General features: G+C 67.5%; 27 protein-coding genes. 5 read left to right on the plus strand and 22 right to left on the minus strand.

What is annotated here, in order from left to right; genetic code table 11:
• From A5773_RS15760 to fadD5, 7 genes are all read right to left on the minus strand, one after another.
• Positions 1-1,614 carry a virulence factor Mce family protein gene (locus A5773_RS15760; RefSeq protein ID WP_067264462.1) on the minus strand — a complete coding sequence of 538 codons (1,614 nt, stop codon included), beginning with the start codon at positions 1,612-1,614 and terminating at the stop codon, positions 1-3.
• The gene (locus A5773_RS15765) at positions 1,611-3,203 is read right to left on the minus strand and encodes a virulence factor Mce family protein (protein WP_066951879.1); all 1,593 of its coding nucleotides are present in this window, start codon (positions 3,201-3,203) and stop codon (positions 1,611-1,613) included. The genes A5773_RS15760 and A5773_RS15765 overlap by 4 nt, the downstream gene beginning before the upstream one ends.
• The gene (locus A5773_RS15770; RefSeq protein ID WP_066951882.1) at positions 3,200-4,240 is read right to left on the minus strand and encodes a virulence factor Mce family protein; all 1,041 of its coding nucleotides are present in this window, start codon (positions 4,238-4,240) and stop codon (positions 3,200-3,202) included. Before A5773_RS15770 ends, A5773_RS15765 begins: the two co-directional genes overlap by 4 nt.
• The gene (locus tag A5773_RS15775) at positions 4,237-5,538 is read right to left on the minus strand and encodes an MCE family protein (RefSeq protein WP_067791518.1); all 1,302 of its coding nucleotides are present in this window, start codon (positions 5,536-5,538) and stop codon (positions 4,237-4,239) included. The genes A5773_RS15770 and A5773_RS15775 overlap by 4 nt, the downstream gene beginning before the upstream one ends.
• 5 nt (positions 5,539-5,543) lie before the next feature.
• Positions 5,544-6,413 (minus strand): ABC transporter permease, encoded by an 870-nt coding sequence (locus A5773_RS15780; protein WP_066949491.1) that lies wholly within the window; start codon positions 6,411-6,413, stop codon positions 5,544-5,546.
• A gap of 1 nt (position 6,414) precedes the next feature.
• Positions 6,415-7,230, minus strand: a complete 816-nt coding sequence (locus tag A5773_RS15785) for an ABC transporter permease (RefSeq protein ID WP_066949488.1) — start codon at positions 7,228-7,230, stop codon at positions 6,415-6,417.
• Positions 7,231-7,478: 248 nt separating this feature from the next.
• Positions 7,479-9,119, minus strand: coding sequence for a fatty-acid--CoA ligase FadD5 (fadD5, locus tag A5773_RS15790; protein ID WP_067791599.1), 1,641 nt, complete (start codon positions 9,117-9,119; stop codon positions 7,479-7,481).
• A 160-nt stretch (positions 9,120-9,279) separates the two neighbouring features.
• Between fadD5 and A5773_RS15795 the strand changes: the two genes are divergently transcribed.
• Entirely contained in the window at positions 9,280-9,972 is a 693-nt protein-coding gene (locus A5773_RS15795; RefSeq protein WP_082948261.1) for a GntR family transcriptional regulator, read from the plus strand.
• 16 nt (positions 9,973-9,988) lie between these two features.
• Here the strand turns inward: A5773_RS15795 and A5773_RS15800 are convergent, their stop codons facing one another.
• On the minus strand, positions 9,989-10,429 hold the full coding sequence (locus tag A5773_RS15800; protein ID WP_066949484.1) for an SRPBCC family protein: 441 nt from the start codon (positions 10,427-10,429) through the stop codon (positions 9,989-9,991).
• 94 nt (positions 10,430-10,523) lie between these two features.
• A complete protein-coding gene (locus tag A5773_RS15805; RefSeq protein WP_066949481.1) occupies positions 10,524-11,015 on the minus strand; it encodes a thioesterase family protein in 492 nt (163 codons plus the stop codon).
• Positions 11,016-11,029: 14 nt separating this feature from the next.
• Between A5773_RS15805 and A5773_RS15810 the strand changes: the two genes are divergently transcribed.
• Positions 11,030-12,139 carry an alcohol dehydrogenase catalytic domain-containing protein gene (locus tag A5773_RS15810; RefSeq protein ID WP_066949521.1) on the plus strand — a complete coding sequence of 370 codons (1,110 nt, stop codon included), beginning with the start codon at positions 11,030-11,032 and terminating at the stop codon, positions 12,137-12,139.
• Between the two features lie 3 nt (positions 12,140-12,142).
• On the opposite strand, the gene A5773_RS15815 is transcribed toward A5773_RS15810, so the two are convergent.
• The 9 genes from A5773_RS15815 to A5773_RS15855 all read right to left on the minus strand — a co-directional run bounded on the left by A5773_RS15815 (position 12,143) and on the right by A5773_RS15855 (position 20,096).
• A complete protein-coding gene (locus A5773_RS15815; protein ID WP_067791520.1) occupies positions 12,143-13,336 on the minus strand; it encodes an enolase C-terminal domain-like protein in 1,194 nt (397 codons plus the stop codon).
• Positions 13,337-13,422: 86 nt separating this feature from the next.
• Positions 13,423-14,151, minus strand: a complete 729-nt coding sequence (locus tag A5773_RS15820) for an SDR family NAD(P)-dependent oxidoreductase (protein WP_067262018.1) — start codon at positions 14,149-14,151, stop codon at positions 13,423-13,425.
• Positions 14,148-14,546, minus strand: coding sequence for a nuclear transport factor 2 family protein (locus A5773_RS15825; protein WP_067791522.1), 399 nt, complete (start codon positions 14,544-14,546; stop codon positions 14,148-14,150). Before A5773_RS15825 ends, A5773_RS15820 begins: the two co-directional genes overlap by 4 nt.
• Positions 14,543-15,304 (minus strand): HpcH/HpaI aldolase/citrate lyase family protein, encoded by a 762-nt coding sequence (locus A5773_RS15830; protein WP_066949468.1) that lies wholly within the window; start codon positions 15,302-15,304, stop codon positions 14,543-14,545. Before A5773_RS15830 ends, A5773_RS15825 begins: the two co-directional genes overlap by 4 nt.
• Positions 15,301-16,269 (minus strand): zinc-binding dehydrogenase, encoded by a 969-nt coding sequence (locus A5773_RS15835; protein ID WP_067791524.1) that lies wholly within the window; start codon positions 16,267-16,269, stop codon positions 15,301-15,303. The genes A5773_RS15830 and A5773_RS15835 overlap by 4 nt, the downstream gene beginning before the upstream one ends.
• A gap of 1 nt (position 16,270) precedes the next feature.
• Positions 16,271-17,482, minus strand: a complete 1,212-nt coding sequence (locus tag A5773_RS15840) for a cytochrome P450 (RefSeq protein WP_197505388.1) — start codon at positions 17,480-17,482, stop codon at positions 16,271-16,273.
• A 17-nt stretch (positions 17,483-17,499) separates the two neighbouring features.
• Positions 17,500-18,204 carry an NIPSNAP family protein gene (locus A5773_RS15845; protein ID WP_067791527.1) on the minus strand — a complete coding sequence of 235 codons (705 nt, stop codon included), beginning with the start codon at positions 18,202-18,204 and terminating at the stop codon, positions 17,500-17,502.
• Positions 18,201-18,797 carry a hypothetical protein gene (locus A5773_RS15850; protein ID WP_067791529.1) on the minus strand — a complete coding sequence of 199 codons (597 nt, stop codon included), beginning with the start codon at positions 18,795-18,797 and terminating at the stop codon, positions 18,201-18,203. Before A5773_RS15850 ends, A5773_RS15845 begins: the two co-directional genes overlap by 4 nt.
• A gap of 129 nt (positions 18,798-18,926) precedes the next feature.
• Entirely contained in the window at positions 18,927-20,096 is a 1,170-nt protein-coding gene (locus A5773_RS15855; RefSeq protein WP_067791531.1) for a CaiB/BaiF CoA-transferase family protein, read from the minus strand.
• A gap of 171 nt (positions 20,097-20,267) precedes the next feature.
• Here A5773_RS15855 and A5773_RS15860 point away from each other — a divergent pair, with 171 nt between their 5' ends.
• The gene (locus A5773_RS15860; RefSeq protein WP_067791533.1) at positions 20,268-20,999 is read left to right on the plus strand and encodes an SDR family NAD(P)-dependent oxidoreductase; all 732 of its coding nucleotides are present in this window, start codon (positions 20,268-20,270) and stop codon (positions 20,997-20,999) included.
• A 41-nt stretch (positions 21,000-21,040) separates the two neighbouring features.
• Complete coding sequence (locus tag A5773_RS15865) at positions 21,041-21,712, plus strand: DUF427 domain-containing protein (protein WP_066949448.1); 672 nt, start codon at positions 21,041-21,043, stop codon at positions 21,710-21,712.
• Here A5773_RS15865 and A5773_RS15870 read toward each other — a convergent pair.
• The 4 genes from A5773_RS15870 to A5773_RS15885 all read right to left on the minus strand — a co-directional run bounded on the left by A5773_RS15870 (position 21,709) and on the right by A5773_RS15885 (position 25,526).
• Positions 21,709-22,437, minus strand: a complete 729-nt coding sequence (locus tag A5773_RS15870; RefSeq protein WP_066949445.1) for a ZIP family metal transporter — start codon at positions 22,435-22,437, stop codon at positions 21,709-21,711. The two genes, A5773_RS15865 and A5773_RS15870, sit on opposite strands and share 4 nt — an antisense overlap.
• An 81-nt stretch (positions 22,438-22,518) precedes the next feature.
• Entirely contained in the window at positions 22,519-23,700 is a 1,182-nt protein-coding gene (locus tag A5773_RS15875) for an acyl-CoA dehydrogenase family protein (RefSeq protein WP_067791535.1), read from the minus strand.
• Entirely contained in the window at positions 23,700-24,620 is a 921-nt protein-coding gene (locus tag A5773_RS15880) for an LLM class F420-dependent oxidoreductase (RefSeq protein ID WP_067791536.1), read from the minus strand. The genes A5773_RS15875 and A5773_RS15880 overlap by 1 nt, the downstream gene beginning before the upstream one ends.
• Positions 24,621-24,635: 15 nt before the next feature.
• Positions 24,636-25,526: an acyl-CoA thioesterase II gene (locus A5773_RS15885; RefSeq protein ID WP_197505385.1), complete on the minus strand. Its 891-nt coding sequence runs from the start codon at positions 25,524-25,526 to the stop codon at positions 24,636-24,638.
• Between the two features lie 243 nt (positions 25,527-25,769).
• On the opposite strand from A5773_RS15885, the gene A5773_RS15890 reads away from it, so the two are divergent.
• The gene (locus A5773_RS15890) at positions 25,770-26,588 is read left to right on the plus strand and encodes an SMP-30/gluconolactonase/LRE family protein (protein ID WP_066949433.1); all 819 of its coding nucleotides are present in this window, start codon (positions 25,770-25,772) and stop codon (positions 26,586-26,588) included.

Consider the following 26,588-nt stretch of genomic DNA (forward strand, 5'->3'; position numbering starts at 1 on the left):
TCACTGGCCACCCCCGAAGTCAGTCGGCACCGCAGGCCCACCGGCGTTCGGCGCGGGCGCCCCGACGGGCGCCGGCGTCGGGGCCACCGGACCCGGGGCCACGCCCGGTCCGGGCGGCGGCGGCTGGATGGGCACCGGCGCGTTCAGGCCGATGGGTGGCACGATCGGGTTCTCGTCGTACGCGTTCGGCGGCCCCGGCGGCGTCTGCAGGTTCGACTGGACGGGCGCGATGTTGGGGCCTCCCATGAGCTCGGCCAGCGAGTCCGGGGTCATCAAACCTGCGGTGATCGGCCCGACCTGCTGGCCTTGCATCCCAGGCGCGACGATCCAGCCGGGCTGGGTGTTGCGGTGCGACGTCGGGGTGTCCGGGACCCAGATGCCGGGCACGGTGGTGTCCTTGTATCCGTTGGGCGGGTGCAGCCGATCTTCCGAGTAGGCGACTTCCTTGGGCAGGGTCTCGGCGGTGCTGAACAGGTTGACGCCGAACGGCAGGTAGTTGAACTTGATCGCATCGAGGATCGGCGCCAGGTACTGCGCGCACAGCTCAGCCGACTCCTGATACCCGAGCCGGCTGCCCGCCTGGATCGAGCTGCAGATGAACTGCATCGGGTTGGCGAAGTTCGTGATCGCCGGGATGGCGACCACCGACCCGTGCGACGGGTGATAGATCTGGTTGATGTTCGCCGCGGCCGTCGGCAGGACGTGCAGCGCGGTCTCCAGCCCGTTCAGCGGGTCCGGCTGCAGGATCGTGTTCGTCACCGTCGCCAGGTTGTTGATGTCGTAGGTCAGCACCTCGCGGTTCTTGTTCAGGAACGGGCGCACGGTGGACAGCAGACCGTCGAACTGCTCGATCGCGTTCGAAAGGTCGTGGTCGTTGTGCGCGAGCCGCGTGGTGAAGTCCGCCAGGTTCTCGTTCAGCGCGACGAACTGCTGGTCGTCCTTGTGCAGCGCGTTGACGAACAGCGCCAGGCTCTTCACCACCGCGAAGAAGTCGCCGCGCCCCTCGTTCAACGCGGTCAACGCCTGCGACAGGTTGCTCAGCGTGGTGTTGAATTCCTTGCCCTTGCCGGCCAGCCCGTTGGCGTAGGACTCGATGACCTCACCGAACGGGCCGGTCGGCTGCTCGGGCGTGGGGCCCAGCTTGGAGATGATGTTCGTGATGCTGTTGCGCAGCTGGTCCCACTCCACCGGGACCTGCGTGCGCTCCTCGGGAATCACGGCGTTGTCGGCCAGCACCGGCCCGCCCTTGTAGGCCGGCTCCAACTGAATGGCCCGCGACGCCACCAGCGTCGGGTTCAGGATCACCGCGTTGGCGTTGGCGGGAACCCGGTACTTGTTCTCGTAGTGGAAGGTGACCTTCATCTTGTCGCCGGCGGGCTCGATCTTGTCGATCGCGCCGACCCGCAACCCCATGATCTGGACCTTGTCCCCGGGGTAGAGCGCGTTGGCCGCCGGGAAGTAGGCCACCACCGTGTTGTTGGTCAGCTTCTCAAAGAGCCGCCAGCCAACGAACCCGACGACCAGGGCCAGCACGATCACCAGCGACCCGAGGATGACGGTCGCCCGGGTCAGCTTCGGTAGTCGGATGTTCCGGATATCAAAGGCGGTGCTCAATTCTGGCTACCTCCCCCGGCAGCGCCGCTGCCGCCCGATCCGCCCGGGTTGATGAAGGGTGCCGGCAGCTGGTTCCCCGGCCCGGGTGGGGCCGCCGGTCCCGGCGGGAACCCGGGCGCGAAGGTCGACGGCGGCGGCGTCGGTCCGGCCGGCGCCAGGTTCTCGGTGCGCGCGCCCGGCGGTGCCTGCGGCGGCAGCGGCACGGGCGTCCCCGGGACGTCCGGGGGCGGGTCGCCCGGCCGCCCGGCGATCGGGATGCCCGGGGTCGGCGGCAGACCGTTCGGGTTCGGCGGCGAGGTCATCACGTCGACCGGAGCCGGGAAGCCCGGGCCGCCGAACGGTCCGATGCCACCACCGGCGCAAGGCAGCGGATTCCACGGCCGCGGCAGGCCCTCGTCGCCGACGGTGACGTTGCCGCCTGGGTTGGCCGGGGTGTAGGAGCATGGCGATCCCGGCGGGACGGCCGGCCCCGGGTGCTCCGGCGTGCCCTCCAGCACCGGGGGTGCCGGAGGCGGTGCCCCGTTGGGGAACCGGGTGCCGTTGGGGTCGGGCCACCGGAATTCGGGCAGGCCGGCGCTGCGCCAGAAGTTCTCCGGGTCGATGCCGCGCTTCTTGAAGGCGGCGTCGACCCACGGCTGGATGATCTGGTACAGCGCGAGGTTGTGCAGAACCACCTTGAAGAACGGTCCCGACGCGATGGCCTCGTTCAGCGACGGCAGGAACTTGCCGACCTCGGTGAGCCCCGCGGCGACGTCGTCCTTGCGCTCCTTCAAGATGTCGCTGACCGTGCGCAGCTGTTCGAGCACGTGGTTGAGGTTCGGATTGTCGTTGATGAAGCCCTTGACCTGTTCGGAGAAGGCGGCGACGTTCGCCAACAACGCATTGATGGCCTGGCCGCGTTCGTTGAAGGCGGCCAGCAGCGTCTTCGTGTTGACCAGCAGGCGATCGATCTGCTCGCTACGGTCGCCGAGGACGCTGGCCACCTGGTTGGCCTGGGCGAGCAGGTGCTTGACCTGCTCGTCGCGCTTGCCGATCGTGTCGGAGAACTTGGCGACGCCGTCGAGCGCCGCGCTCAGATGCGGATAGGTCTGGTCGATGGTCTGCGACAGCACGTGCAGCGATTCCTTGACCGTGTCGATGTTCCAGCCCTGGGCCGCCTTGGTGACATCGAAGAACGCGTCGTAAATCTGGTAGGGCGTCGTGCTCTGACCAATCGGTAACGAGTCGCCGGGCCTCAGTTGCTGATTGCCTCGGGCCTCGACGTCCAGGATCTTCTTCCCGAGGATGGTGTCGGTCTTGATCGCCAGCCGGCTCTCGGTGCCGATGGTCGCGGTGCCGAGATTGAATTTGACCAGGATGTGGTCGCCCTCGATATTGAGCGCCTCGACCTTGCCGACGTCCACGCCGGCGATTCGCACTTTGTCACCGACAGCGATACCCCCGGTATCGGTGAACTGGCCGTAGTAGTGCGGTTTGGCCATCAGCATGGGCACGCTCGTGAAGCTTTGACCGACGCCGATGACGAGCAGCGTCACGATGATGCCCATCAGCCCGATGCGAACCCGGTTTTCCGGTTCAAGTGTTCTCATTGCGGCGTGCACCTACCCGTCGGCTGCTGGAAGAGCCGGACCGTACGGACCGGGCCGCCGGCCTGCAACCCGTTGATCTTGAGCGTGATGTCGCAGGCGTAGAAGTTCACGAAGTCGCCGTAGGAGCCGATGGCGCGCCCGATCATGTTCAACGCCGTGGGCACCTTCTTCAGGAAGTCGTTCAGCTGATCGCGTTGGTCGATGAGCGGCTGCTGGACCGCATCCAGATAGTTGAGGGTGCTGTGCAGCAGCCCGCGGTCCTCGGCGAGCAGGTCGGCGACCGTCCCGGCCGCGTTGCTGATGTGCGCGGTGCCGCCCGCCAGCTGGTCACCGTGGTCCTTCAGTCCGGTGATGAGGACCTCGAGGTTGTTGACCGTCTGGTCGAACTGCTGTCGGTGGCGAACCGTGGTGTCCAGCACGATGTTCAGGTTCTTGATGACCTCGCCGATCGCCTGGTCCCGCTCACCCAGCTGGTTGGTCAGCTGCGCGGTCTGGTCGAGGATGTCGTTGATGGTGCCGCCCTGACCCTGGAACACGGTGATCAGCGACGTCGCGATGGTGTTCACCTTCTGCGGGTCCAGCGCCCGGAACAGCGGTTTGAAACCACCGATCAGGGCGTCCAGGTCGAGCGCCGGCGAGGTCCGCGACATTGGGATGAAACCGCCTGGCGGCAGGACCTTCTCGGCGGCCTCACCCTCGCCGCGCTTGAGCTCCAGGTAGCGGTTACCGATCAGGTCGAGGTACCGGATCTGCGCCGTCGTCGACTGGTACAGCGGCACCGAGCGGTCGATGTTGAATTCCACCCGCGCGCGCTTGCCGCCGTCGACAACCTTCACGGAACTGACCTTGCCGATCTCGACGCCGGAGGCGCGGACGAACTGGCCGGCCCGCAACCCGCTGACGTTGGTGAACTCCGCCGAGTAGCCGTTCGTGCGGTCAAACCGCATCTGCCCGAATACGACGACGATCATCACAGTGAAGACCAGCAGCACGAACGAGAAGATGCTGAGCCTGACGATTGTTCCGGAGATTTTCATGGGTTGATCGTGTTATCCCCTACTTGGCGGCCCCAGACGTACTCGATGGCGTATGGGGATCCGGTGTCGAGGTGGTTGTACGGCGCGAGGCTGTTGCCGCTATCTATCACCAATTCGGGCGCGGGCCACAGGTCGTGGGTGATCTGCTGCCAGCAACCGGGGGCGCCCCCCGGCCCGCCGCGCGCGTTCACCCGCGGCAGGTTTTCCGGGTAGGTGTACGGGTTCGGCGCGCCGCCGACGAGCCCGGCCAGCCCGCCAACCAGGCTGGCGAGCGTGACCACCGCCGAGACCGGGTTGGCCAGCAACCCGAGCCCCGACAGCGCCTCGGTGTGGGCGTTCAGCGAGTAGCCGTTGCCGCCCAGGAACGAGGACGCCTTGGGCTCGATGTCGTGGTAGTTGCGCAGCGTGCAGAACAGCTCCGGACTGTAGGTGTCCAGCAGCTGGGCCGTGGGCACCAGGTCCTGGGCGCCGCGCGCCAGGTACGGGCCGCCCCTGTTGAAGATGTCGGCGCCGGTGTTGCCGAACCCGGCCGCCGACAACAGCGCCTGGTCCAGATCCTTCTGCTGCGCGTTGATGGTCCGCGACGTGATGACCGCGTTGTTCAGGAAGTCCAACAGGTCCGGCGCCGCGTTGGCGTAGGTGTCGCCCAGCCCGGCGAGCTGCTGAATGTCATGACGCGCCTGCGGCAGCTGCGGATTGACGTCATCGAGGATCGCGTTGGCGTTGACCACCGACTGGCCGAACTTGTCGCCCAGCCCGGTCAGCGCCTGGGCGGCCGCGCTCAGCGTGAGGTTCAGCTTGACCGGATCCACCTTCTCCGCGATCGAGGTGACGGTCTGGAACAGGGTGTTGATCTCGGTGGTCACCGAGCGCGCGTCGATCACCGTGTGCTGGTTGAGCTTCTGCGGCGACGGGTTTTGCGGCGTTGTCAACGAGACGTACTTGCCGCCGAACACCGTGGTCGCCTTAATGTCGGCGTTCACGTTGGCCGGAATCAGCGACAGGTATCGGGGGTAGACCTCCAGCGTGAACTTGGCGGCCGGCTTGCCGTCACGCACCGTCTCCGCGATGTTGCCCACCCGGCCGATCTCGACCCCGTTGTAGGTGACCTTCGAGCCCGGATCCATCACCAGCCCGGCCCGCGACGCCAGCATCGTCAACTTCGTCTTCGGCGTGAAGTCCCCCCGGAACTGCCCGTAGACCAGGGCCCCGGCCACCAAGGCGATGATCAACGACGCGATGCCGGCCAGCTTGTACGGCGGCTTCCGTTGGGCGTTGACCTTCACTGGTGATGTCATGGCGGCTACACCGTGAGTGCGAAGTTGGGGTTGACACCATAGAGCGCCAACGCTGCTGCCAGAACGACGACCTGCACCGATACCAGCGAGAAACGCATCGATCGGCCGACGGCCTCCCCGACGCCGACGGGTCCACCGCCGGCGTTGTATCCGTAGAAGCAGTGGGTGATCATCACGACCGCCGTGATGATGATGGCCTCGAGGAATGACCAGAACACGTCGTCGGGACGCAGGAATGTCCGGAAGTAGTGCTCGTAGGTGCCGTTCGACTGACCGTACAGCACCGTCGTGGTGATCTGCGGGGACAGGAACGACATGATCATGGCCAGCGCATAGAGCGGGATGATGACGACCAGACCGGCCATGATCCGGGTGGTCGCCAGGAACGAGATCGACTTGATGCCCATGACTTCCAGGGCGTCGATTTCTTCGCTGATGCGCATGGCGCCCAACTCGGCGGTCGCACCCGCGCCGACGGTGGCCGCCATCGCGATGCCGGTGACGACCGGGGCGGCGATGCGCACGTTGATCAGTGCGGCGAAGAAGCCGGTGAATGCCTCGACCCCGATGTTGCCCAGCGAGGCGAAGCCCTGAATCGCGACCAGGGAGCTACCGGAGAGGGTCACGAAGCCGACGATCGCGACGGTGCCGCCGATGACGGCCATGGCGCCGGTGCCCATGCCGATCTGGGCGATCAGCCGCAACGTTTCCTTGCGGTAGTTGCGCAGTGCGTGCGGGATGTGCGCGATGGCCTCCGCACCGAACCAGGCCATCTGGCCGATGTCGTCCAGGCCGCGGGCCGCGGCACCGCCGTAGCGGTTGAGGTTTTCGGCTGCCCGGGGGAAGCGGGCGCGCAATACGGCAGAGGTTGACATCTCAGTGGCCCGTCCCGAATCGCACGCCGATGGTCGTCAGCACCACGTTGACCGCGTACAGGGCGACGACGCAGAGCACGACGGTCTCGTTCACCGCGGTGCCCAGGCCCTTGGAGCCGCCCCGCACGGTCAACCCGCGGTAGCAGCCGACCAGTCCGGCGATGAGGCCGAACATGGCGGCCTTGACGGTCGCGATGACCACCTCGGGCAGGCCGGTGATCGTGGTGAGGGTGGCGAGGTAGGCGCCCCCGGAGACGTTTTGCAGGTAGACACCGAACAGGTAGCCGCCGACCAGGCCGACAGTGATCACCAGGCCGTTGAGCAGAGTGGCGACCAGCGTCGCGGCGATCACGCGGGGAACCACCAGGCGGTGGATGGGGTCGATGCCGAGCACCTCCATCGCGTCGATCTCCTCGCGGATGGTGCGGGCACCGAGGTCCGCGCAGATCGCCGTCGAGCCGGCGCCGGCCACCACCAGCACCGTGGTGAGCGGCCCGAGCTGGGTGACGGCACCGATCGCCGCACCGGCACCGGACAGGTCGGCGGCTCCGAACTGGGCCAGCAGCACGTTGAGCGTGAAGATCAGCAGCACGGTCAGCGGGATCGACACCATGATGGTCGGCAGGAACGCGACTCGCATGATGAACCAGCACTGCAGGACGAACTCGCGCCACTGGAAGGGCCAGCGGAACAGTGCCCGTCCGGTGAGGACGCACATCCGGAAGAACCCCCCGATGAGCGTCAACGGTGTCTGCAGTTGGTCGCGTACGTAGCCGACCAGGTAGGGGCCCTGTCGACTCGTCGACGTTGAAGTCACCGCTGCCCCCTCCAGCCGATACCGCGAGCCTCAGGGCGCCGCGGCGGATCGTGTAACACGATTCGCCCCCTCGCCGCTATGCGGCCGGGGGTGCCCCCACCTTGCCGCGACCCAACGTGTGTGACCATGGGCTCCCTACTGGCAAGTAGTAACGGAGACCACAGGAATGTACCCGATGGCCATGCACGTGTGAACTGCATCTGCACAATTAACCCTTCGTCAACAGCGGGCAAACGTTACAGTTTCCGTCAGCTTTCCTCTCTGGCAGTGAAACCTTCTGTGGTAGAGCGATTTTCGTCGATATTTGCGGTGCCGTAACGGATCCGCAGCTCAGTCTTGAGCACCTTGCCGGCGGGGTTGCGCGGCAGCGCGTCCACAATCTCGAGCGCCTTGGGATGCTTGTACCGCGCGAGCCGCTCGGCCAGGAATTCGGCCAACTCGTCGAGCAGCAGCTGCTCGCCGGCCACCGCCGCAACCGCGATCGGCACCTCGCCCCACTTGTCATGGGAACGCCCGATGACCGCCACTTCGACGATGCTGGGGTGGCTGGCCAGCACGTTCTCCACCTCGGCGCAGTAGATGTTCTCGCCGCCGGAGATGATCATGTCCTTCTTGCGGTCCACCACCCAGACGTAGCCGTCGGCGTCCATCCGGACCAGGTCGCCGGAATGGAACCAACCGCCCGCGAACGCCTCCGCGGTGGCCTCCGGGTTGTTCCAGTAGCCGCTCATCAAAGTCGGTGCGCGATAAACGATTTCACCAACCTCACCGACCGGTACGTCGTTCATGTTTTCGTCGACCACACGTGCGGCCACGGTCGGGATCACCTTGCCGACCGATCCACGTTTGCGGATCGCGTCTTCGCCCAGCAGCATGCAGGTGACCGGCGACATCTCGGTCTGGCCGAAGGCTGCCAGGATCTGGGTTCCGGGGAACGTCGCCGACATCTCGCGCAGCAGCGCGTCGGGGGCGGGCGCCGCCCCCCACGACATCACCCGCAGCCTCAGGTCGCGGGGCCGCGCTCGCTGCTCGGCGCAGACCGCCTGCCACTGGGCGGGCACCAGGAAGAGGCCGGTGACCTTCTCCTCGGCCAACACGTCGAGCAATTGCCCCGGCTCGAAGGCGCCGAGCGGGTAGATCACCGTGGGGGTGCCGAGCAGCATCCCGGTCAGCATGTTGCCGATGCCGGCGATGTGGAAGAACGGGACGCCGACGAAGCCGACGTCGCTGTTGAGGTCGGCGCCGTTGGTGTAGAGGCCCGTCATGGTCTGGCCGGTCAGGTTGGTGTGGGTCAGCACGGCGCCCTTCGGGCGGCCGGTGGTGCCCGAGGTGTACATGATCAACGCCGGCGAATCGTTCGGGATGTCGGGCATGTTCGCGGGCCCGCCGGGCTCGTTGATCAGGTCTTCATAGCCGAGCACGTTGTCGTCGCCCGCGCCACCGGCCACGACGATAGTGTCCAGCAGGGGCTCGACCTCGCGAACCCCGGTGGCGACCGGGGCGAGCACCGATTCGGTGATCATCACGCGGGCTTCGCAATCCTGCACCAGGAACGCGATCTCGGCGGCGGTGAGCCGGAAGTTCAGCGGAACGGCAATCCCGCCGAGCATGTTGACAGCCAGCACCGACTCGACGAATTCGGTCCGATTGAGCATCAACACCATGACCCGATCGCCGAAGCCGACTCCCCGACGGCTCAACGCATCGGCCAGCGCCCCGACGCGGCTCCGCAGTTCGCCCCACGTCACGGTCTTGACAAGAAACCGCAGCGCCGTCGCGCCCGGCTGCATCAGGGCATGCCGTTCGAGCTGATTCACCCAGTTCTGCCGCCGGGCCAGATACGGCTGCTCGGTTCCCTGCGCCAGATGGCTCGCTAATTGCGCGGTCAACCCCAACCCTTCCCTCACTCCCGCACCGCTTGCGCCAGGTTGATATTTGATAAAACATGGTGTTGTCTGGGTCACATTATGGCCTTAAAGCCCTGCTGACAAGCCCCGACAAAAGTTTCAAACCAACCTCCACGACGCCCCGAAAGCCCTGGCAGCCCCCGTGAACGCACCGATATCCACGCGACTGAGGCGCCGACGGCCACTGCGCCGGGCGCAATTGTCCGACGAGGTCGCGGGCCACCTGCGGGCGGCGATCATGTCCGGGGCCTTGCGGCCGGGAACGTTCATCCGCCTCGATGAGACCGCGGCCGAGCTCGGCGTCAGCGTCACGCCGGTGCGCGAAGCCCTGCTGAAGCTGCGCGGCGAGGGCATGGTGCAGCTCGAGCCGCACCGCGGTCACGTCGTGCTCCCGCTCACGCGCCAGGACGTCGAGGACATCTTCTGGCTGCAGGCCACCATCGCCAAGGAGCTGGCGGCCGCGGCCACCGACCACATCACCGACGCGGAGATCAACGAGCTGGAGCGCATCAATGAGGCGCTCGCCGCGGCCGTCGGCTCCAGCGATGCCGAGACCATCGCGGGCATCGAGTTCGCGTTCCATCGGGTCTTCAATCAGGCGAGCGGGCGGATCAAGCTGGCCTGGTTCCTGCTCAACGCCGCGCGCTACATGCCGGTGCTGATGTATGCCGCCGATCAGCAGTGGGGTGCGGCCGCCGTCGAGAACCACCGCCAGCTGATCGCGGCGCTGCGCCGGCGCGATGCCGCCGCGGTGATCGAACACACCGTGTGGCAATTCACGGACGCGGCCGCCCGGCTGAACGAGATGCGGGACCGCACGGGAATCTTCGACTGACCTGCCTCGCCCGCGCCTAGCCCGCGGCCAACTGCTCGGCGCGCCGCTTGAGGCTTTCGGCAAGGTGGTCCAGCACGTTGTTGAGGAGCTGCTTCACCATCGGCGCCGGGACCGGCATCGAGGTTTCGACGTCGAGGTCCACGGTCAGCAGGCTCGACGCCCCCATCGCCACGACGCTGAACAGCTGTTCCTGTTTGGTGAACAGGTCACCCTGCTGCAGCACGGTCTGGATCTGGTTTTCCCCGGGGTAGTACACGGCCTGGATGAACATGCTCTGCATGCCCTGATAGTCGGTGTCGAGCCGCAGCTGGCTGGGGCGCCCGTCGTCGTATCGCGCGAGCACCCAGAGACCCTTGATCTCCTCGTTCCACTGCGGGTAGGCCTCGAAGTCGGCGACGATCGCCATGATCAAGGCCGCGTCGGCGCTGACCTCGACGGTCTTGCTCATCACGGGCATTGGCGAAGCATAGCCGGGTGGGCGACGCCCTCCGGCAGTGCGGCCGGGCCGGCGGTTTCGCACGAAAGCCCCGGCCCCGCGGGCGATCTCAGGCTTATCGGTCCACGCGCGCCGACGACAGCAACGAGCGGACGGGCTCGGGGATCTCGATCGGCTTGCGACTGGACCTGTCGACGTAGACGTGCACCCAATGGCCGAGCGCGGTGACGGGCTGCGCCTGCTCTGCGTGCGCCGCCCGGAACACGCCGAGCCGGTACGTGACGCTACTGCGGCCCAGCCTGGTCACCGCCAGGCCCACCGCGAGGTCTTCGGGGAAATGCAGTTCCGAGTAGTACCGGCAGCCCGACTCGGCGACGATGCCCAGCGCGGGGGTGGTGAGCGGGTCCAGCCCGGTGCTGGTGTTGATCCAGGCGTTGATGGCGGTGTCGAACAACTGGTAGTACACCGCGTTGTTGAGGTGGCCGAACATGTCGTTGTCGGCCCACCGGGTTCCGACCGGCCACAGCACGGGGAAGTCGTCACTGGTGAGCCCGTCCGGTGCCGGCGGTACCACCGGAGCCGGCGAGGCCGGGGGTTCCGAAGCCATGGTTGTATTCCAGCATGGTTCAGATTCGGGGGGCCGTGCTGGACCGGGTCGGTCTCGCTCGCCCGTACGCCGATTCCCGGCCGATTCGAGTTGTCGATCTGGAGCTGGACCCGCCGGGCAGCGACGAGCTGATGATCCGCATCGAGGCGGCCGGGGTGTGCCACTCCGACCTGTCGGTGGTCGACGGCAACCGGGTGCGGCCGGTGCCGATGCTGCTCGGTCACGAGGCGGCCGGAATCGTCGAGCGGGTTGGTGATGGCGTGTCCGACCTCGCCATCGGTCAGCGGGTGGTGCTGGTGTTCCTGCCGCGGTGCGGTCATTGCGCGGCCTGCGCGACCGAGGGCCTGACCCCCTGCGAGCCGGGCAGCGCGGCCAACGCCGCGGGGACCCTGCTGGACGGCGACATCCGGCTCCACCACGCCGGTCACCGGGTGTATCACCACCTCGGGGTATCCGGATTTGCGACGCATGCGGTGGTCAACCGGGCCAGTGTGGTGCCGGTGCCGCCGGACGTGCCGCCCGAAGTCGCCGCGCTGCTGGGGTGCGCCGTGCTGACGGGTGGGGGCGCCGTGCTCAACGTCGGCAATCCGCAGCCGGGCCAGACAGTCGCCGTTGTAGGCCTGGGCGGTGTCGGCATGGCGGCGGTGCTCACCGCGCTCACCTATGACGGCGTGCGCGTCGTCGCCGTCGACCAATTGCCCGACAAGCTGACCACCGCCCGCGCCCTGGGCGCGCACGAAGCGTACACGCCGCAGCAGGCTGCCGACGCTCGGGTGAAGGCCGCCGTGGTTGTCGAGGCCGTCGGTCATCCCGCCGCACTCGAGACGGCCATCGCGCTGACCGCGCCGGGTGGCCGCACCATCACCGTCGGACTGCCGCCGCCGGATGCACGAATCACCGTGTCCCCGTTAGGGTTTGTGGCCGAGGGCCGGTCGCTGATCGGCAGTTACCTGGGTTCGGCGGTGCCCAGCCGCGACATCCCGCGGTTCGTCGCACTCTGGCAAGCGGGCCGGCTGCCGGTGGAATCACTGGTGTCGTCGTCGATCCGGTTGGATGAGATCAACGAGGCGATGGACAAGCTGGCCGACGGTACCGCCGTGCGGCAGCTCATCAGGTTCGACTAGCCGCTACCTCGGGTGCAGGGGCGCGACGGGTTCCACCGCCGCGTCCGGAAGGCGGTGCTCTTCGATGTATTCCCAACGGATTTCGTAGCCCAGCCCGGGAGCCGGCGGTATCTCGACGAACCCGTCCGGGGTGAGCGGATCGCAGGGCGAGTTCAGATACGGCGGCGCGGCGTCGTAGCGAGCGCCTGGCCCGAGCAGGCCGCGCTCGTAGTACTCGCAGACGTCTTCGCTGGTGGCGCCGAGCACCTGCAGGTTGCCGAAGCCGCTCATATGCAGCTCGCACCGCATGCCGACCGCCTCGCACATCCCCGCCAGCTTCATCACGCCGGTAATGCCTCCGCGCAGCACGTCGATGCGGCTGATGTCGGAGGCATGGCGCAGGATCCAATCCGCCCGGGTGTAGATGCCGCCCTCGGCGATCTCGGGAGAGCAGATCGGGATGTCGAGTTCGTCGCCGAGTCGCCGGTAGGCCTCAACCCGGTACTCCGGCATCGGGTGCTCGTACCAGTAGAAACCCAGCCGCTGCAGCTCGCGGCCGACCCGCAGCGCGTCCTCGTGGGTGTGGTAGGTGCCCCAGGGGTCGAACATCAGCACCATCTCGTCGCCCACCGCTGCCCGAACCTCGCGGCACACCCGCATGTCCCAGTCGACGTAGGACGGCCGCGGCAGGGCGAACTGGCCTGTCGCGGGATTCCAGTAGTGGTAGGGGTGAATCTTGTAGGCGCCGTAGCCCTGACGCTTGCAATCGACGGCGTGGGCGGCGTAGTCGTCGGGCGATCCGAGATTGTTGAAACTGCTGGCATAGGCCTTCACCCGGTCCCGCGCCCCGCCGAGCAGTTTGTGCACCGGCAACCCGGTAACCCGGCCGGCCAGATCCCACAGGGCCAGATCGATTACACTGCAGACGTTTTCGGGGAGCTTCGCGGCCCACAGTTGGCGCCAGATCTCCGCCCTGTCGAACGGGTCCTGGCCGGCGAGCAGCGGGCTGAGGAATCGGGTGATCAGCGCCTGATCCCCGGGGAGCAGGCCGTCCTGGTCGCCATGGAAGTGACCGCCGAAGTAGTAGCCCTCGATCCCCTCGTCGGTGAGCACCTTGGTCACGGTCTGCACCACGCGATAGTCGGTCATCAGCTGGCCGAACGAGATTCGATCGACGAACGTCTCGAACGGCACCACCTCGAGGCCGGTGATCTTCATGGCAGCACATTCTGCCGATGGCCCGGGCGCTCAGAGTAGAGCCGAAGGTCCCGCGCCCGTCGCGTCCAGTGCTCCGTCGAATTCGGTCATCGGATCTGCACGCATTGGCCACCGTCGACGACCAGTTCGGAACCGGTGATGAACGACGCCTCGCCGGAGACCAGGAACGCGACGGCGTCGGCGATCTCGCGCGGTTGTCCGATCCGCCCGAAGGCCGACGACGCGGCGAGTCGCAGTTGCGTGGCGTCATCGAGCATCGGGGTGGCGATCGGTCCGGGGAACACGGCGTTGACCCGGATGCCGAAGGGCGCGAGTTCGGCGGCGGCGTTCTGGGTCAGGCCGCGAAGCGCCCACTTCGCCGAGCTGTATGCGGCGTGATGCGGGAAGGGGCGGATGGCTCCGGTGCTGCAGATGTTGACGATGGCGGCCTGCTGCGCCGCACGCAGGTGCTCCAGCGTCGCCTGAATGCCCAGGAAAGCGCCGAAACAATTGACCCGCCAGGAATTCTCGAACCCGCCGGCGGTCTCGTCGGCCAACGAGGCACGGTGCAGCACGCCGGCGTTGTTGACCAGCGTGGTCAGCGCCCCGAACCTGCCGATCACGGTGCGCACGGCCGACTCCCACAGCGATTCGGAGGTGACGTCGAGCTCGATCGCGATCACCCCGTCATCGCCCAATTCATCGACCAAGGCGGTCAGCTCGTGGGCTCGCCGATCACAGGCGGCCACCGAATAGCCTTCCACGCGTAGCCGTTTGGCGATCGCCCAACCCTGGCCGCCGGCGGCGCCGGTCACCAGTGCGACGCGTTGATTCATGATGACGTGACCTCGGGGCTGTCGGACAGGCCGTGGCTGGTGACGAACTGGCACCTCCGACGCCGGAAACGCCAACGCCCGTCGCTGCGGACCAGTTGGTCGTCGTACAGGGCGGGGCGCAGGTGCAGGTCACCCGCCCGGACGAACAGCACCTGCGACCGGGCCGTCGCGGTGTCGTCGTCGATGTGAATCCGGGAGACCCCGGTCAGGTGCAGCCCCCGCGGGGCATCCCGGAACATCCGCCCGATGCCGTCGTGCCCGGCGAAGGTCCGCCCGTAGACCAGGAATTCGGCGTCCGGGGTGAACAGCGCCAGGCACCCGTCGACGTCGCCCGCGTCGAGTGTGAGGGCGTAATCGGCGATCAACTCGCGGATCGCGGTCTGATCGTCGCTCATGGTTCGGTCGCCTCACGCAGGTGCTCGGCGGCTCCCCGGCGCAGCGCGTGCGATTCGGCAGTCAGGGTGATCATCGAAAGCCCCAGCTTCGCCATGGCGCGGCCCGTCGTGCCGTCCCCGGCGTGAATGCCGGTCACCAATCCGGCGCCGGTGGCCGCTCGGTGGATTCGCACGATGGCATCGAGGACGGCCGGATCCTTCGTCGCGCCGACCACGCCCACGCCCAGCGAGAGCGCCAGATCGGCGGGGCCGACGTAGAGCCCGGCGAGCCCGTCGACGGCGCAGATGTCGTCCAGGCCGGCCAGCGCCGCGGCCGTCTCGATCATCGCGAACACGCTGACCCGGGATTCCAGCGCGGCGGTGTCACGGCCAAGGCCGGCGCGCAACGGGCCGAAGCTGCGGATGCCCGCGGGCTGGTAGCGGGTGGCGGCCACCGCCGCGGCGGCCTGGTCCGCCGACTCGATCATCGCGATGACGACGGCGTCGGCGCCGGCGTCCAACACTCGCCCGATCGGTGCCGCGTCGGCGTTGGGCAGCCGCACCAGGGTGCCGATCGGCAGGTGTTCGGTCCGGCGCAGCATCCCGGCGATGTCGGCGTCGTCGAGGTAGCCGTGCTGGGCGTCGAAACCCACGTAGTCGTAACCGGCACCGGCGAATTCCTCCGGGCCGAGCAACGTCGGCCCGGTGATCCAGCCGCCCCATATCGGGCCGCCGCGGTTCAGTGCCCGCTGCAACGCGCTCTGCGAGTTGTCGGTCATTCCGCGATCGCGATCTTGATGCGCTCGGGAACCGGACGGCAGGCCAACTCGAAGGCGCCCTGGACGTCGTCGATGCCGAACGTGTGGGTCAGGTAGGTGGCGAGGAGCTCGGGGTGTTCGGCGGCGTACTTGCCCGCGAGCTCGAGCATCCGCCGCCGATCCAGTGTCACACCGGATTTCAGCGTCAGGTTGTTGCGCAGCATGGCGCGCATGTTGATGGGATAGGCGTCGTCGTCGGCGACGCCGAAGTAGAAGACGGTGCCGCCGGGCGCGGTCGCGTCGATGGCGTGGCCCAGCGTGGCGACCTGGTGACCGACGGCCTCGATGACGATGTCGGCGCGGTCGCCGGCGGCGAGTTGGCTCACCCACCGGTCACTGGTGGCGCGCACCGGGTCGTCGACGCCGAATGCGGTTGCCACGCTTGACCGGTCGACGGGATCGACCCCGGTGACGCGCCGGGCGCCGGCCGCCTTGGCCACATAGGAGAACAGCAGGCCGATGGAGCCCTGGCCGATGATCGCCACATGCCTGCCGGCGAGATCCGGCAGCTGCTCGCAGGCGTAGAGGACGCACGCCAGCGGTTGCAGGCCGACCGCCTGCGCCGGGGTCAGCGCCGGGTCGTACGGCGCCAGGCCGTCGCCGTTGCTGACCACGCGTTCCATCATGCCGTCGAACCCGGATGCCCAGCCGACCACGAGGTCGCCGGGACGGTGCTCGGGGTGCCGGCTGGCGATCACCTCGCCGGCGACTTCGTGGATCGGGAAGCCGACCTTTTCGGCCGCGCTGGTCCCGTCGTCGCCCGGAATGCGCCCGCGGGCACCGCGAAAGGCGGGCAGATCGCTGCCGCACACGCCGGCGGCCGTGAACCGCAGCAGGACCTCGGCGTCGGCGAGGCACTCGGGCGTCTTCTCTGGGATCGTTGTCCGCTCGAACAGGTAGGGGGCGACGATCCGGTAGGACCACACGTCATACCTCCACCGGGATGTTGTTCCATCCCCATTGAAAGCTGGAGGGCAGCCGCTTGGCGGCCTCGGCCTGGATCGCGTAGTCGGGCACCCGGCGCAGCCATTCCCCCAGCAGCACATCGACTTCCAGCCGGGCTAGGTGGTAGCCGATGCAGAAATGTTGACCGCGGCCGAAGGCCAGGGACCGGCGGATGGGCCTGTCCCAGACGAATTCGTCGGGTTCGGGGTATTCCCGCTCGTCGCGGTTGGCCGAGGCGAGCAGGGTGATGACGCGCTGTCCGGGCCGGATGGTCTCGCCGTGAATGGTGAAGGGCTTCCGCGCGGTTCGGGCGAACCATTGCGCCGGCGCACAGAACCGGATCATCTCCTCCCGCGTGATCGGCACGTTGTTGCCGGGGTCGGCGCGCACCGCGGCGAGCTGGTCGGGTCGCTGGTTGAGCTCCCATAGTCCGTGGGCGACGATCTTGGGCACCGTCTCGGTGCCTCCGATGAAGATGCAGAGCATCTGGGTCGCGACTTCCAGGTCGTCGAGCGGGCTGCCGTCGGGCAGGCGGTAGCCGAGCAGGCCGTCCACGACCGCAAGCGGCCCCCCGGACCGGTCGGCGCGGCGGCGCTGAACCACCGGTAGCAGGTATTGGAAATAGTTGGGCCGCGCTTCGGCGGTGTCCACCCCGACGCCGGGCTCGGCCAGACTGCCGGCGTTGACCGCGGCGAGCACCTCGGGCGCGAGATCGGTTGAAATGCCCAGCAATTCGCATACGACGGATGCCACGACGATGCCGCCGTAGTCCTGGGTCAGGTCGAACGAACCGCGGGGCAGCAGCTCATCGAGGCGTTCGTTGGCCAGCTCGCGGATTCTGGCCTCCCAGCCGGTGACCGCCCTGGGGCGCAGCGGCTGGGAATGCGCGCGCCGGATCTCCGCGTACAGATCCGTGTCGAACACCGCGTGGAACGGCAGGGGGTGCAGGGGCGGGTCGTCGACCGGGCCGGTGTTGTGCTTGGCCAGGACGGCCGCCGCCGGCAGCGTCCCTTCCGACGCGACGAACGTGCCGTCGTTGACCTCCAGCACCTGCCAGATGTCCTCGAAGCGGGACAGCGCGTAGGTGTCCCACTGCGGCATGTAGTAGACGGGATGGTGGTCACGCAGGATTCGGTAGTACGGCAGCGGATTCGCCATCACCTGCGCGTCGAAGGGGTCGTAGGCGAAGTGCACGGCCTCTTGCTGCCGCATCACTGCAGCGGCGAGGGCGGTAGGGCCTGCAGGATCGAATCCTCCCAGCCGTCGCGCAGGGCGGGCGCCACGCTCATCCAGGTGACGATCTCGGCGGGCGGGCTCTCCTTCCACGAAGGGTAATGGTTGGCGAAGCATTCCCAGCCGCCGTCCAGTGCCCAGTAGTGGATGACCTCGTTGTAGCGGAAGGTCGTGGTGAACGAGCCCAGCCAGCGCTTGCCGGCGCGTTCCGACCATGGGACGTAGAGCCGCTCCAGTTCGCGGATGTAGTCGTCTTGACGCCCCGGCTTGGTTTGCATGATCTCCTGGATCACCAGCGGCGCAGCGAAATTGGCTTCCCGCAGCTGGGCAAGAGTCCTGTTGCTGGGGCCGGGGTACATGATTCGGCCCTCCCCCGTGGCGCCGATGTCGGCCAGAAAGGCGGACCATTTGCCGGCCGCGGCCTCGTGACTGCCGCCGCGGGCCTGGGCGGCCCCGATCCGCGCATAGTCGGCGAACCCGTCGATCTCCCAGATGACCGTCACCTGCGGCCAGTGGCCGTTGTAGGGCGTGGTCTCCCAGATCGCGAACAGCCGGGCGCCGATCTCTTCCATCATGGGCCGGTAGGTGTCGGCGAACACCTCGGTGAAGCGGTCGCTTCGCCCGGAGCCGAGCGAAATGGTCTCGTGCAGGTAGAGCAGCGTGTGGCGGTAGTACTTCTTCATCGGTCGAGCCGGATCAGCCCCGAGTCGTCGCGCCCACAGGTCGCCAAATCGCAGAACAATGTTTCCGTGGAATAGACTGCGGGGCAGTCACTTCCGGCTGCCGCCAGCGCGTGGCCCTTGAACCTTCGCGCGGCCGCACTGAGCGAGTACTGCGCCCTGGCCACCTCGCGGTCCACGCGCAGGGGCCACCCGGAAGGCGCCTGGCCCCACAACGCGACTTCGGTCAACCGGTCGTCGAGCGACGCGAGCACCTTGTCACGCACGCGCGCATCCGCGGTGAACGCCTCGGCGCTCACCGCCAGGCTCTCGCTCGCCGAGCCGGGGCCCGTCGCGGTGAGCCACTCCTCGAGATCGCGCGCCTGCAGGCCGAGGATCCGCAGCGAGCGGGCGTCGCCGTCATTCGGCAGCAGCACCGTCACCTGCCAGCCGGCCATCGCCCGGTCGTAGAGCCAACCTCCGGCCGATTCGACGACGTCCAGGGCGCTCACCGCAATGACGTCGAGCCGATAGCGCAGACATTCCCGGTCGGCACGGCTCGCCCGGGCGGCGCGGACCCGGCTGCCTTCCCTGATGTCGAACGTTGACGTGACCATTCAATCCGTTCCTCACCGCCGCACGTGCATCGGCGTTACCGCAACGCTTGTTCTGGGCTGGGGCCGCCTGAGGCGACTTACCGGACAGCGTGACACTTGAGGACATATTTGTAAAGGTGCGACCGGTGGTCACAAGCCGCGGCGCGCCTTGAGTTCGGCGAGCACTTCCTCGGTGTGCTGCCCGAGTTCCGGTGCCGCAGAACGCGGTGCCCAAGGTGTGCCGTGGAAATCGGCGGGTGTGGCCACCATCGGGACGCTGGATTCGCCATCGGGCACGTCAACAATGCCGCCCGCGGCGTGAAACTGCTCGTCGGCGACTACGTCTTCGAGGCTGTTCACCGGTGACCAGAAGAAATCGGGTTCGGCCGCGAAGGCCTGCGCCCACTCCTCGAGGGTGCGGGTTGCAAAGATGGCATCCAGCTCGCCGATCAGCTCCGCCGAGTTGACGAAGCGGGCGTATGCGTCGCCGAACCGCGGATCGGTCAACCACTCCGGGTGGCCGACGGCACGACACAGCGGGGGCCAGTGCCGGTCGCCTTCGAGTCCGACGATCCAGAATCGCCGCCCATCGGCGGTGGCGTAGTTGTTCATGCAGGGATTGCCCATCGATTCCCGCTGCCCGATTGCGATCGGTTGGCCGGTGAGCAGGTAGGTGTTGAGATCGAAGCTCACGGTGTAGGCACCCTGCCGATACAGCGATGTGCTCACCAGTTGACCGGTCCCGGTACGGGCGCGGGCAACCAGCGCCGCACAGATGGCCGCCGCCAGCGTCATGCCGGCCGAATGATCGCCCATCCCACCACGCTGGAACGGTGGCGTATCGCCGGGCCGGGTGAGCAGATGCGCCACTCCTGCGCGCGACCAGAAGGCGGCCACGTCGTAGGCGGCCCGGTCCGCGTCGGGTCCGGTCTCGCCGTATCCGGTGATCAGCCCGTACACCAGGCTCGGGTTGCGGGCGGACACCGATTCGAAGTCGAGCCCCAGGCGTTGCAGCGCGCCGGGGCGCACATTGGTCACGAAAACGTCGGCGCCGGTGAGCAATTCGAACGCGGATTCGCGGCCCGCCTCGTCCGTGAGGTCGAGCACGACGCTGCGCTTGGAGCGGTTGTCCATCTCGAAGGGCGGGTTGACCCCGAGGTCGCAGCCCAGCATCTTGCCGAACATGCGCCCGGGGTCGCCGCTCGGCGGTTCGATCTTGACGACGTCGGCGCCCCAATCGGCCAGGATGCCGCCGGTGGCCGGTCCGGCCACCCAGACCCCGAGCTCGACGACCTTGACGCCCTCCATCGGTCCCGCCATGGGTTGGTCCCTGCCTTCCGTCAACCGGATGGTACGCAGGGGCACCGGCCCCTGAGCTGCGGGCCGATGATTTCGCGCGCCCCGGTGCATCGGAATACATGCGGGCCGCGACGGCTCGCCGCGGCGGACCCTCGGGCGTGGGCCTGCCGGGTACTCCGAACGAGAAGGGAGATGGTCGTCGTGGCGACAATCTCGGGAAAGGCGATTCTGATCACCGGTGGCAATCGTGGCATCGGGCACGCGCTGACCGTGGAAGCGTTGAACAGAGGCGCGGGACGGGTGTGGGTGGGTACCCGAAAGGCCTTGGCGGACAACGGCGATTCACGCGTGACGCCGTTGACCCTGGACATAACCGACAAGGCTGACCTCGAGGCGGCGGTCGAGCGGGTCGACTCTCTCGATATCGTCATCAACAATGCCGGGCTTGCTCTTTACGATGACTTGAGCGACCACTCCGCGCTTGAGCGGCATCTTGCGGTCAACCTTTTCGGCACCTACGCCGTCATCCAGACCTTCCTGCCTTTGTTGGTCCGTTCCGGAGGATCGATTGTCAACAATCTGTCGGTGAACGCGTTGGCCCCCTTACCACTCATCCCGGCCTACTCCGTCTCCAAGGCTGCCGCGTTCTCCATGACGCAGTCGCTTCGTGCCATGTTGGCCGGGCAGGGGGTTCGGGTGCATGCCGTGCTGACCGGGCCGGTGGATACCGAGATGACCCGCGGCCTCGACATACCGAAGGCCTCACCGCAATCGGTGGCGCGCGCCATCTTCGACGGAGTGGAGAACAACGACGACGAAATCTTCCCCGATCCGCTGTCAAGGTCGCTGGCCGAGCGCTGGGACAGCGGCGCTGCCAAGGTGCTCGAACGCGAGTACGCGGCGCTGCTCGATGCGGACCACTGAGCCCCGCATGATCCCGATGGGCAAAGGTCTAGCCTCACTGCATGAGCCTGGTAGCCGGACGTGGTCCGCTCAGCAGTGATCCGGCCGGGCGTTTCTCGCCCCCGCTGCCCGCCGAGGTCGTCTTCATCGAGCCTCATCCGCGCCGTGTGCAAGCCATCCAGGATGGGCGTGTGGTGCTCGACACCGAAGGGGCGCTGCTGGTGCACCGGCGGGGGCAGCCGCTGAGCTATGTCTTCCGGGCCGACGAGGTGGGTGACCTGCCAGGCGAACCCGAGCCGGAGGCGCCGGGCTTCGTGCACGTGCCCTGGGACGCCGTCGACACCTGGCTGGAAGAGGGCCGCGAGCTCGTGCACTACCCGCCCAATCCGTACCACCGCGTCGACTGCCGCCCCACCAAGCGTCGCTTGCGCGTCTCGGTCGCCGGCACGGTGCTGGTGGACACCGACGACACCGTGATCGTGTTCGAAACATCCTTGGCTCCACGGCTTTACGTCGATCCGGCGCACGTGCGCACCGACCTGTTGCGCCGCTCGAAGACGTTGAGCTACTGCAATTACAAGGGTTTCGCGACGTATTGGTCTGCGGGTGATGTCGACGACATCGCTTGGAGCTACGCCGACCCCCCGCCGGAAAGCCTGCCCATCAAGGGATTCCTGAGCTTCGACCTCGCCCGCGTGGATGTCGTGGCCGAGCTGCCGCTCGCGGGCGGCTAACTGGCCAGCCCGACGATCGCCAGCATGAACAGCACCCCGCCGATGGTGCACGCCAAGGTCACCGGGGTGCGATGTCCGGCATGCGCCCTCGGCAGGATGTCGGCGCTGGCCAGGTACATCAGGAAGCCGGCGAAGAATCCGAGATACAGCTCGAGCAGGCGATGGGGGATCGTCACGGCCAGTGTGAGCGCCGCGCCCGCCACCGGTGCGATCGCGTCAGCGGCCAGCAGCGCCAATGCCCGTCGACGGTCGTTTCCATAGAGCGATGTGACGGTGTAGGTGTTGAAGCCGTCCGCGAAATCGTGGCCGATTACCGCCACCGCCACGACGACGCCCGCCGCGGCCCCGGCTTGAAAGGCGGCCCCGATGGCGAATCCGTCCATGACGCTGTGGCCGATCAGCCCCGACGCGGCAAGGATCCCGACGCCGGGCGCGTCCGGATCACCGGCATCCTCCGATCCGTGACCGCGATGGATGCCGACGGTGTGTTCGACGACGTGCAGCACCAGAAAGCCGAGAACGAAGGCCGCCAAGGGAGCAGGTATGCCGAACAGGCTCCATGGCGTCTGGCTCATCGCTTCCGGCAGCAGGTCGAAGCCCACCGCGCCGAGCATCAGCCCGGCCGCCAACCCGAGCACCAGATAGCGGTAGGAACCGATACGCAGCGCGGCATAACCGCCCAGCAATGTGGTGACGAACGAGCCGAGGGCCACGAGAATAACCACTGCGGGCCCACCTCTCTGCGACCGATGCTCGGTGAAAAGGTAGCGCCCTCGGGGAGGGTTGGCCCACCCGAACGTCCGAAGCTATCCGCCGTAGCTCGGGCGTCCCAGCTTTAGCTCGTGCTGGGCGATCATGTTGCGGAACACTTCCAGGGTGCCGCCGTAGATCCCCAGTGGCAGGGCCAGCCGGTAAAGGTGTTCCGCCGCACCGTCGGTGGCGGAGCTGGGAGTTTCGGTGGGCAACGCCGAAGCTGTCCCCAGGATGTCCATCAGGTCGGGGGTGATGTCGCGCATGGTCTGCGCGATCGCTACCCGCCCGAGCATCCCGGGCGTGGAAAGTGCCGCCTCCATCCGGGCCACGTCACGCCCGAGCCGGTATTTGACCGAGTCGTCGTCCAGCTGCGTCCGCCCGTCGGGACCCCGTCGACCGACGGCGGCGGCGACGGCGTCGATGACCTCGGCCATCAGGTCGCCGTGCGCCGACATCGCCGCAATGTATTGCAGCCCATGATCTTCGCGATCCACCAGGCCGTGCTCTGAGTCCAGCGCCGCGCGCATCACCGTCCAGCCATCGTTCACTTCACCGATGCGGTAGATGTCGTCGACGCGGACGTCGCTGTAGTAGACGATGTTGGTGCGGTCACCGTCCAGGGTCCGAATCCCCTGGATCTCGACGCCCGGCGAGTCGAGCGGTACCAGGAACATCGTCAGGTTGCGGTGTTTCCGGCCTTGGGGGTCGGTGTTGGTGAGCAGAAAGACATACCTGGCGTTCTGCGCGTTCGACGTGAACATCTTGGAGCCGTTGATGATCCAGCTAGACCCGTCACCATCGCGGACCGCGCGCGTCTTGCAGGTGGCGACGTCGGAGCCACCCTCGGGCTCGGTGTAGCCCAGACACAGCCGAATCTCGCCGGCCAACACACCGGGCAGCACCCGGTCGGCGAGCTCCGGCGCCCCGAATTGCCGCACCAGCCGAGCGACGACGGACGTGGTGCCCCAGTGGTACCACGGCGTGTGCCCGCGGGCGATCTCGAGTTGAAAGATGCGCCGACGAACCGGGCTGAATCCACCTTCGGACTCCAACTTCCAATCCGATGCGAGGTAGCCAGCTTCGCCCAACGCCAGATGCACTTGCTCGTCGAAGTTTTCGCCGAATTCCAGCTGCCGGTGGAGCACTTCGTCCGTGACGTGCTTCGCGATGAAGGCGCGGGTCTCGTCGCGGAAGGCCCGGTCCTCGGGCGAGAGTTCGACGCGGGAGAAGTCCATCAGGCCGCGTCGATCACGAGGGTGCGGAACCGATCGAGTGTCTCGAGTGCGTGCGCCATGCTGTCGCCGGGGAGATGGACGCTCACCCACGTCACGCCCAGTTTCGCCAGCTTCTCCAGGCCGTCGAGGTAGGCATCGGCGTTGAATTCGTCGTCGGCGGGGCTGCCGCCCTCGAAGTTGGTGAAGGTGATGTCGATCGCCGACCAGTCCCTGCCGGCGGCATCGCACCGGCGGCGCAGGTCGTCGATGCCGTCGGTGAGGCGCGCCAGCGAGTCGATGACCGCCGTGCCGGCGGTCTGGGCCAGTTGGGGTGGCGCGGGGAATGGGCACCAGCCGTCACCGTATTGCGCCACCCGTTGGCGCGCCGACGACGTGTTGCCACCGATCCAGATAGGCGGGTGCGGGTCACTCAGCGGCCGGGGGTGCGCGGTGATCCCGCGCGCACTGAAATGCCTTCCCTCGAAAACGATGTCGTCGCCGGTCCAGACCGCCCGGATCACCTGCAGCGCTTCCTCGAAGAGCTCGGCCCGCTCGTCGTAGCTGACCCCCAGCGCGGCGAACTCTCGCTTGAGGTATCCCACGCCCACCGCCAGGGTGAACCGGCCGCCGGAGAGCAGGTCCAGCGTGGCACCAGACTTGGCCACCACGAACGGGTTTCGATACGGCAGCACCACGATGTTGGGAATCAGCCGCAGTGTGGTCGTCGTGGCAGCCGCGAAGCCCAGTGCGACAAAGGGATCCAACGCGTCATGCCCACCGGCCTCCAACCATCGCTGCGACGGCGCCGGATGATCCGTGAAGCCGAACCCGTGAATTCCGGCCGCGTCGGTGGCCGCGGCCACCTTCCCGATGCCATCTCCGCTCACCAACTCCCGGTTGTACGGGTGGCTGTGCATCGGGTGGGTGATGGTGAAGTGCATGCCAGCGACCGGCCGTTAGAACCGTGCGCGGGAGTCGATGGCCGTGTCGGTGGTGCGCAACGGGCGGATCAGCGCCTCCTGCGCGAAGGAGCACAGCAGCTCCCCCTCCTCGGAATGCACGGTGCCGCGCACGTACGACATGCCTGCGCCGACTTGGGTGCTTTCGTGGGTGTACAGCAGCCACCCGTTCCAGCGCACCGGCTCGTGGAACGCGACGGAGATGCTCATCGGTGCGGTGGACACGGTCAGGTGCGCCTGCGCGGTGCCGATGCCGGGATGCGCGCGCATGGTGGTGGAAATCCCCAGGTGGCCGGTGAAGTACGCCAGCAACGCCTTGGCCAGGTCGTCCCGGGTGGGGATGGGTTCGTAGTGCAGCCAGGCGTAGAGCTCCGGCGGCCCGACCTCGTCGGGGCTGTTCACGTCGACGACGTCGACCAGGCGCAGTTCCCGGCCGACCATCGGCATCGGCGAGTGGTGGGCATCCGCGGGCCCGGCCACGTCGGGCCGCGGCAGGTGGTGGCGAATGACGTCGTCGGTCGGCACGTCGGCCAGCACGGTGATGCTCAGGCAGCGTCGCCCGTTTTGGTGCACCGCGACCACCGCGGTGGCGGTGGACCGGCCCTCGGCGACGACGTCGAGGACAAGCTCGATCGGCGGTCCAACGGTCACGGCGCGGGAGAACACCGCGTGTGCCGAGCGCACCGACTTGTCCGGAAATCGCTTGGCCACCGCGACGATCGCCTGGGCGAGCACCTGGGTGCCTTCCACCACTTGACGTTCGTCGCCGGCGGCTCCAACATCACCGCCGGTGTCACCGGTGAACCGGTCCTGGCCGTCGGCCTGCACGTCGAACAGGTCCAGCAGGCCCTGCACCGTCCACTCGGTCTGCTCAGATTCGGTAGTCAAATCCGCTCCCCATCTCGTTGGCAGCTCATCGCACAGCGTGACACTCTGGCCAAGATTTGTAAAGCTTGGCTAACCGCTTTCACCCGGTCCGCGGGGGCCGCCTACGACGTCGTCACCAATCCGGAGAATTGGAGGCCGTCGCGCGGGAAGTCGCCCGGCAGCGAGATTGACACCGGTGCCCGCGGTGCATGACACTTTGGCGGTGTTTTGTAAAGCGGAGGATGCCGTCGAAGGCTGCAGCGGATGATTCCGGAGCCGCTGGCCAACGGCTTCTGCTTCGGCGAAGGACCGCGCTGGTTCGAGGGACTGCTGTGGTTCTCCGACATGCTGGGCGAGGCGGTCCACACCTCGACCATGGCTGGCTCGCTTACCACGTTGCCGCTGCCCGGGCACTGCCCGTCAGGCCTGGGTTTTCGCCCCGACGGATCGCTCCTGATCGTCTCGGTCGAAGACCGCAAGGTGTTGCGCTACGACGGTGAAAGCGTCGACACCATCGCCGATCTCGCCGAACTGACACCGACCAACCTCGGCGACATGGTCATCGACGGCGCGGGCCGCGCGTACATCGGATGCCAGGCCTTTAACGGCGGCGCCATCATCCGGCTCGATCCGGACGACAGCGCCGTCGTCGTCGCCGAAGACCTCGACTTTCCAAACGGAATGGTGATCACGCCGGACGGGCAGAGACTGATCGTCGCCGAGTCGGTCGGCCGGCGGCTGACCTCGTTCACTATCGGCGCCGACGGCGGGCTGGCCGGCCGCTGCGTTTTCGCCGAGGGCCTGGACGGGCCGCCCGACGGCATCGCGCTCGACGCCGACGGCGCGGTGTGGGCCTCGATGACGCTGGCCCACCAATTCGAGCGGATCATCGAGGGTGGCGCCGTGACCGACCGCATCGACATGGGTGAGCGCGTCGCGATCGCCTGCGCGCTCGGCGGCCCCGAACGCCGGACGTTGTTTTTGTTGTCCAGCACGGAGGCGTATCCGCAGCGCCTGGTCGGCACCCGACTGTCCCGGCTGGACGCCGTCACGGTGACCACGCCCGGCGCCGGCCTGCCCTGA

The organism is Mycobacterium sp. 852014-52450_SCH5900713 (assembly GCF_001667075.1).
In the GTDB taxonomy this organism is placed as follows: domain Bacteria; phylum Actinomycetota; class Actinomycetes; order Mycobacteriales; family Mycobacteriaceae; genus Mycobacterium.

Coding starts and splice junctions, on each gene's coding strand:
- A5773_RS15765 (WP_066951879.1), bottom strand. CDS start 3,203: ATGAGAACACTTGAACCGGAAAACCGGGTTCGCATCGGGCTGATGGGC.
- A5773_RS15770 (WP_066951882.1), bottom strand. CDS start 4,240: ATGAAAATCTCCGGAACAATCGTCAGGCTCAGCATCTTCTCGTTCGTG.
- A5773_RS15775 (WP_067791518.1), bottom strand. CDS start 5,538: ATGACATCACCAGTGAAGGTCAACGCCCAACGGAAGCCGCCGTACAAG.
- A5773_RS15780 (WP_066949491.1), bottom strand. CDS start 6,413: ATGTCAACCTCTGCCGTATTGCGCGCCCGCTTCCCCCGGGCAGCCGAA.
- A5773_RS15800 (WP_066949484.1), bottom strand. CDS start 10,429: ATGCCCGTGATGAGCAAGACCGTCGAGGTCAGCGCCGACGCGGCCTTG.
- A5773_RS15805 (WP_066949481.1), bottom strand. CDS start 11,015: ATGGCTTCGGAACCCCCGGCCTCGCCGGCTCCGGTGGTACCGCCGGCA.
- A5773_RS15810 (WP_066949521.1), top strand. CDS start 11,030: ATGGTTCAGATTCGGGGGGCCGTGCTGGACCGGGTCGGTCTCGCTCGC.
- A5773_RS15815 (WP_067791520.1), bottom strand. CDS start 13,336: ATGAAGATCACCGGCCTCGAGGTGGTGCCGTTCGAGACGTTCGTCGAT.
- A5773_RS15820 (WP_067262018.1), bottom strand. CDS start 14,151: ATGAATCAACGCGTCGCACTGGTGACCGGCGCCGCCGGCGGCCAGGGT.
- A5773_RS15825 (WP_067791522.1), bottom strand. CDS start 14,546: ATGAGCGACGATCAGACCGCGATCCGCGAGTTGATCGCCGATTACGCC.
- A5773_RS15830 (WP_066949468.1), bottom strand. CDS start 15,304: ATGACCGACAACTCGCAGAGCGCGTTGCAGCGGGCACTGAACCGCGGC.
- A5773_RS15845 (WP_067791527.1), bottom strand. CDS start 18,204: ATGAAGAAGTACTACCGCCACACGCTGCTCTACCTGCACGAGACCATT.
- A5773_RS15850 (WP_067791529.1), bottom strand. CDS start 18,797: ATGGTCACGTCAACGTTCGACATCAGGGAAGGCAGCCGGGTCCGCGCC.
- A5773_RS15855 (WP_067791531.1), bottom strand. CDS start 20,096: ATGGCGGGACCGATGGAGGGCGTCAAGGTCGTCGAGCTCGGGGTCTGG.
- A5773_RS15860 (WP_067791533.1), top strand. CDS start 20,268: ATGGTCGTCGTGGCGACAATCTCGGGAAAGGCGATTCTGATCACCGGT.
- A5773_RS15865 (WP_066949448.1), top strand. CDS start 21,041: ATGAGCCTGGTAGCCGGACGTGGTCCGCTCAGCAGTGATCCGGCCGGG.
- A5773_RS15875 (WP_067791535.1), bottom strand. CDS start 23,700: ATGGACTTCTCCCGCGTCGAACTCTCGCCCGAGGACCGGGCCTTCCGC.
- A5773_RS15880 (WP_067791536.1), bottom strand. CDS start 24,620: ATGCACTTCACCATCACCCACCCGATGCACAGCCACCCGTACAACCGG.
- A5773_RS15890 (WP_066949433.1), top strand. CDS start 25,770: ATGATTCCGGAGCCGCTGGCCAACGGCTTCTGCTTCGGCGAAGGACCG.